Genomic DNA, 5,859 nt, shown 5'->3' on the forward strand with positions numbered 1-5,859 from the left:
CCGCTCCGCCCGCTCGCGCCGGGCATGACGCTCGCCGGGCCCGCCTTCACCGTCCGCTGCCGGGCGGGCGACAATCTCGCGCTCCACCGCGCCCTTGCGGTGGCGCGGCCCGGCGAGGTGCTGGTGGTCGATTATGGCGCAAGCCTCGACAGCGGCCCCTTCGGCGAGATCATGGCGCTGGCGGCCATGGCGCGGGGCCTCGCGGGCCTTGTGATCGACGGGGCGGTGCGAGACAGTGCACGGATCGCGGATCTGGGCTTTCCGGTCTTCGCCCGCGGGCTCGACATCCGCGGCACGACCAAGACCGACCGCGGCCAGCTGGGCGCGGTCCTGAGGTTCGGGCGGGCCTCTGTCGAGCCCGGCGACATGGTGGTGGCGGATGCGGATGCCGTGCTGATCCTGCCGCGCAACGAGGCCGGGGCGGCGCTGGCCGCGGGCCGCGCGCGGGCCGCCCGCGAGGAAGAGATGAAGCGCCGGATCGCCGCGGGCGAGACGACGCTCGCGATACTCGGACTGATGAAGGAGGCTTGAATGAGCGAGACCGTGGTGGGCATTGCCGGAACCGGGCGCATGGGCACGGCCTTCGCCCGCCGCCTCTGCGAGACGGGGACCCCGGTCCGGGTCTGGAACCGCAGCCCCGACCGGACGGGCGCCGCGGTCGATGCCGGCGCCGAGGCCGTGGCGCTCGCGGCGCTGGCCGAGGCCGATCTCGTCCTTCTGTCGCTGACCGATGCCGCCGCCTCCGAGGCGGTGCTGGCGGGCATGGGCGCGGCGCTGGCAGGCCGCATCGTCGTCGAGATGTCGACGCTCCTGCCCGATCAGGCCGAGGCGCTCGAGGCGCAGGCCACGGCGCTCGGGGCGCAGTTCCTCCATTGTCCGGTCGGCGGCACCGTGGCCCCGGCGCTGAAGGGCCAGCTTCTGGGCTTTGCGGGCGGGGCGGCCGAGACCCTCGAACGGGCCCGGCCGGTGCTCGAGCGGCTCTGCCGCCGCGTCGAGCATCTGGGCTCCGCAGGGGCCGCCGCCCGGATGAAGCTCGCCGTGAACCTGCCGCTCGCGCTCTACTGGCAGACGCTGGGCGAGAGCCTCATCCTCCTGCGCGGGGCGGGCATTCCGGCGGAGCAGGCGATCGGCCTGATGGCCGAAAGCTCGGGCGGCCCGGCGGTGCTGAAGAACCGCGCCCAGGTGGTGGTCGAGACACTGGAAGGGGCGGATCAGCGCGGCACCTTCGACATCGCCGGCCTCGCCAAGGATCTGCATCTGGCGCTGGCCCTCGCCGAGCGCGAGGGGGCGGCGCTGCCGCTCTCTGCCGCCGCCGAGGAACGCTACCGGGCGGCGCTGGAGGCGGGCCTCGGCCGGTTCGACGGCGCAAGCCTCGCGCGGCGGACGGCCGAAGGGTGATGGAGCTTCTCTCCTCGGGCACGATCTTCGCGCTCATCGCGGCGCTGGCCGCCGCGGGTGCGGTGACGGGGTTCCTCGCCGGGCTGTTCGGGATCGGCGGCGGCGCGATCTCGGTGCCCGTCTTCTTCGAGGTCTTCCGGTTCCTCGGCCACGATCCCGAAGTGGCGATGCCGCTCGCCGTCGGCACCTCGCTCGCGGTGATCGTGCCGACCTCGCTCGTCTCGGCCTACGGGCATTTGCAGCGCGGCACGGTCGACAAGGATCTGCTGAAGGTCTGGGCGCTGCCGATCCTCATGGGCGTGGCGCTCGGCTCGGCGCTGGCCAGCGTCGCGCCGCCGCGGCTCTTTCAGGGCGTCTTCGTCTGCGTGGCGCTGGTCATCGCGACGAAGCTTCTGACCGGGGGCAAGTGGCGGCTGTCCGAGGGCCTGCCGCGCCGCGCGATCCTGCGCCTTTACGGCGCGGTGGTGGGGCTCGTCTCGGCGCTGATGGGCATCGGCGGCGGCGCGGTCTCGAACCTGATCCTCACGCTCCATGGCGTGCCGATCCACCGCGCCGTCTCGACCGCGGCCGGCGTGGGCGTGCTGATCGCCATACCCGGCACGATCGGCTACATGATCGCGGGCTGGGGCCGGCCCGACCTGCCGCCCGATGCGCTGGGTTTCGTCTCGGTGGCGACCTTCCTCCTGACGATCCCGACCTCGATCCTCACCACGCGCTTCGGCGTGGCGCTCGCGCACCGGCTGTCGAAGGAGTGGCTCGCGCGCAGCTTCGGCTGCTTCCTGCTGCTCGTCTGCGCGCGGTTTCTCGGGGCGATGATCGCGGGGGACGGGTGAGAGGGCCCGCCCCCGGCGCGCGTTACAGATCCTCGCGCGGGACGACGGCGCCCGCCGTCTCGCCGGGACGCAGCCGGGTGAACTGGCCGCCGCCGAGATAGGCCCAGCTCACCCCCTCGGAGGTCGCGAGGAAGCCTTCGGCCCCGGCCATCTCGGGCTGCGGATGGCGCGGCAGCACCACGAGCTTCATCAGCGCGAGATAGAGGAGGGCGCCCAGCGGGAAGCCCACGAAGACGGAATAGTCCGACCACCAGGCCGCCGCCGCCCCCGCGACGATCCAGGCCACGAGGCCCGCGAGGTTGAAGCCGCCGGCGTAGCGATACTGGCCCTGCGGGTCGTAGAGGGCAGGCACGTTCAGCCGCCGGCCGCGCAGGACATAGTAATCCGCCACCATGATCCCGCCGATGGAAAGCAGGAAGGCGCCGCAGTAGCCGAGGAAGGTGAAGAGGTTGTTCAGGATCTCCCACGGGAAGCAGAGCGTGCCCACGACACCCGCCAGCGCCACGCCGATGCGGTAGTCGATCCGGCGCGGCGCGAGGTTGACGAAGGTCAGCGCGGCCGGGATCAGGTTGGCCGAGTTGTTCGTCGACCATTGCGCCAGCACGACGAGGAGGAGGAGCGTGAGCAGCGAGAGGCCCTGCGCATCCCCCTGGATCACCTCGATCGGGTTCCAGTTGCCGGTGGCGATGAACGAGACCCCGCCGATGCCCGCAACCAGCGCCTGAGTGACGGGAAGCGCCACGAGCTGGCCCAGGAACACCGCCCGGTTGCGGCTGAGAAAGCCGCGCGCGCCGGGCTTCACCGCGATGAAGCGGGTCAGGTTCGGGATGTCGATGGCCATCGTCGACCAGAAGCCGAGGTTGGCGATGAAGAGCGCGAGCAGCGACATCTGCCCCTCGGCGCGGAAGGTCCAGATGTTGAGCCCCTTGGTCTCAGCGATCCCCTCGAGGCTGAAATACATCCAGACCGAAATGGCGATGATGGCGGGCGCGGCCAGCGCCGCCAGCCGCTCGACCGAGCGGATGCCCGCCATGGTGCTCGCGATCTGGAGCAGGCCGAAGAGGAGATACCAGACGAACCAGTTCGAGACGCCGAGGACATATTCGCCGATCCCGTTCAGGGCCAGCGCGCCGAGATAGGTCTGGATGCCGAACCACATCGCCGCCACCAGCCCGCGCGAGAGCGAGGGCAGGTGGGTGCCGTGGATGCCGAAGGGCGCCCGCAGATAGACCGCGAAGGGCACGCCATGCTCGGTGCCGATGTCGGCCGTGAGCAGCATGAAGGCGCCGATGGTGAGGTTGGCCGCAAAGATGGTGAGGATCACCGTGGCAAGCGGCACGCCTCCGCCGACCCCCGCCGCACCCAGCGAGTAGGTGGCGATGATGACGGCGATCCCGACCCAGATCCAGCCATAGCCGATCATGCCGATGGGGCGCTGGTTGAGGTGGGTGGGCAGGATCGATTCCTCGATCAGGGCCGAGCGGTCGTGCTCGGCGCGTCGCAGCTGGTCGGCCAGTGTCATTGTCTCTCCCCGTTGGACGGCCGGCGGGGCCGGTCCGCCGCCTGTCGGGAAGGAACCGGGGCGCCGCCGCTCGGCTCTGCGCATGAGGGTCCGGCGCGCGGCACCGGCGCAGGTCCGGCCGGCAAGGCGGGCGGCAAGGGCCAACCGGGCGGCGGCAACGCGGGCGAGGGCAAGGGCCGGATCCTGCCCACCTCCTTCAAGGTGCCGGCGGCCGCCCCCCGCGCCGCGGCGCGGATGCGCCACCACGGCCTGCTCGCGAGCTTCCTCGGCCTCGTGCTGGCCCCGACCCTCGCCTCCGGCCTCTATCTCTTCGCCATCGCCGAGGACCAATATACCTCGACCGTGGGCTTCTCGGTCCGCACCGAGGATATGGGCTCGGCGCTCGACCTTCTGGGCGGGCTGAGCAGCTTCGGCCTCACCGGCGGCGGCTCGGCCTCGGATTCCGACATCCTCTACCAGTTCATCCAGAGCCAGGAGCTGGTGCAGCGGATCAACGAGCGGATCGACCTGCGCGCGATCTATTCGAAGCCCGGCTTCGATCCGGTCTTCAGCTTCGACCCCGACGGCGGGATCGAGGATCTGGTGGATTACTGGCAGGGCATGGTGCGGGTCAGCTACGACAGCACCACCGGGCTGATCGAGCTGCGCGTCCATGCCTTCACGCCCGAGGACGCGCAGGCGGTGGCCCAGGCGATCCTCGACGAATCCACCCGGACGATCAACGACCTGTCGGCCATCGCCCGGGCCGATGCCACGCGCTATGCGCGCGAGGAGCTCGACAATGCGGTCGAGCGGCTGCGCGTGCAGCGGGTGGCCATGACCGAGTTCCGCTCGCGCACCCAGATCGTCGATCCCTCGGCCGACATCCAGGCCCAGATGGGCCTTTTGAACACGCTCCAGCAGCAGCTCGCGGCGGCCAGCATCGATCTCAACCTGCTGCGCCAGACCACCCAGCCGAGCGACCCGCGCATTGCCCAGAACGAGCGGCGCATCGGGGTGATCGAGGAGCTGATCCAGCGCGAGCGCGAGAAGTTCGGCCTGGGCGGCGGCACCGGCACCGGAGCCAGCAACTATTCCACCATGATCGCCGAATTCGAGCGGCTGACCGTCGATCTCGAGTTCGCCGAGAAGGCCTATATCGCGGCGCTCACCAACCACGATGCGGCCATCGCCGAGGCGCAGCGGATGAGCCGCTATCTCGCGACCTATGTCCGGCCGACCCTCGCCGAGCGGTCGCTCTATCCGCAGCGCGGCCTGCTCACGCTGATGATCGGCGGGTTCGCTCTCATGCTCTGGGCGATCGGGATGCTGATCTATTACAGCGTGCGCGACCGGCGCTGAGCGCGAAGGGCCGCCCATGATCGAGCTGCGCAACGTCTCGAAGAGCTACGTCCTGAACGGGACGCGCAAGGTGGTGGCGCGCGACCTGAACTTCACCTTCCCCACGGGCGAGAGCGTGGGGCTTCTGGGGCGCAACGGGGCGGGCAAGTCGAGCCTCCTGCGGATGCTTGCGGGCACCATGCTGCCCGACACGGGCGAGATCCTCTCGAGCGGCACGATCTCCTGGCCGGTGGGCTTCTCGGGCAGCTTCCACCCCGAGCTCACCGGAGCGCAGAACGTGCGTTTCGTGGCCCGCCTCTACGGCGTCGATACCGAGGCGATGATCGCCTTCGTGCGCGACTTCGCCGAGATCGGCCAGCATTTCCACCTGCCGGTGCGCAGCTATTCCTCGGGGATGCGCTCGCGGCTGGCCTTCGGCATCTCGATGGCGGTGCCCTTCGACACCTATCTCATCGACGAGGTGACGGCGGTGGGGGATGCGGCCTTCAGCGCCAAGAGCAATGCGATCCTGCGCGCGCGGCTGGAGGAGAGCGGGGCGGTGATCGTCTCGCACTCCATGCAGCTTCTGAAGAAGCTCTGCCGCTCGGGGGCGGTGCTCCACGACGGGCAGCTCTTCTATTACGAGCGCATCGATCAGGCGATCCGCCACCACGAGAGCATGATGCGCGGCGCCCTGCCGCCCTGGATGCGGGGCGTCGAGGGGGAGGGCGAGGGGGAAGAGGCGGGCGCCGCACCCCCCGGCCCCCGGGCCCTCGCGCGGGCCCG

Annotated in this window: 6 protein-coding genes; 5 read left to right on the plus strand and 1 reads right to left on the minus strand. The window is 70.7% G+C overall.

Features of this window, described 5'->3' with window-relative positions; translation table 11 throughout:
• From A9O63_RS19005 to A9O63_RS19015, 3 genes are all read left to right on the plus strand, one after another.
• A partial coding sequence (locus tag A9O63_RS19005; protein ID WP_069333308.1) for an RraA family protein occupies positions 1–531 on the plus strand: 531 nt, incomplete at its 5' end.
• Positions 532–1,398: an NAD(P)-dependent oxidoreductase gene (locus A9O63_RS19010; RefSeq protein WP_069333309.1), complete on the plus strand. Its 867-nt coding sequence runs from the start codon at positions 532–534 to the stop codon at positions 1,396–1,398.
• On the plus strand, positions 1,398–2,231 hold the full coding sequence (locus A9O63_RS19015) for a sulfite exporter TauE/SafE family protein (protein WP_069332930.1): 834 nt from the start codon (positions 1,398–1,400) through the stop codon (positions 2,229–2,231). Before A9O63_RS19010 ends, A9O63_RS19015 begins: the two co-directional genes overlap by 1 nt.
• 22 nt (positions 2,232–2,253) lie before the next feature.
• Here the strand turns inward: A9O63_RS19015 and A9O63_RS19020 are convergent, their stop codons facing one another.
• Entirely contained in the window at positions 2,254–3,753 is a 1,500-nt protein-coding gene (locus A9O63_RS19020) for an NCS1 family transporter (protein WP_069333310.1), read from the minus strand.
• A 201-nt stretch (positions 3,754–3,954) separates the two neighbouring features.
• Here A9O63_RS19020 and A9O63_RS19025 point away from each other — a divergent pair, with 201 nt between their 5' ends.
• Positions 3,955–5,094, plus strand: coding sequence for a sugar transporter (locus A9O63_RS19025; RefSeq protein WP_069333311.1), 1,140 nt, complete (start codon positions 3,955–3,957; stop codon positions 5,092–5,094).
• 16 nt (positions 5,095–5,110) lie between these two features.
• On the plus strand, positions 5,111–5,859 hold a 749-nt coding region (locus tag A9O63_RS19030; RefSeq protein ID WP_069331944.1), incomplete at its 3' end, for an ABC transporter ATP-binding protein.

The sequence above is a fragment of the Cereibacter johrii genome (assembly GCF_001720585.1).
GTDB classification, from domain to species: domain Bacteria; phylum Pseudomonadota; class Alphaproteobacteria; order Rhodobacterales; family Rhodobacteraceae; genus Cereibacter_A; species Cereibacter_A johrii.

Coding starts and splice junctions, on each gene's coding strand:
- A9O63_RS19020 (WP_069333310.1), bottom strand. CDS start 3,753: ATGACACTGGCCGACCAGCTGCGACGCGCCGAGCACGACCGCTCGGCC.
- A9O63_RS19010 (WP_069333309.1), top strand. CDS start 532: ATGAGCGAGACCGTGGTGGGCATTGCCGGAACCGGGCGCATGGGCACG.
- A9O63_RS19015 (WP_069332930.1), top strand. CDS start 1,398: ATGGAGCTTCTCTCCTCGGGCACGATCTTCGCGCTCATCGCGGCGCTG.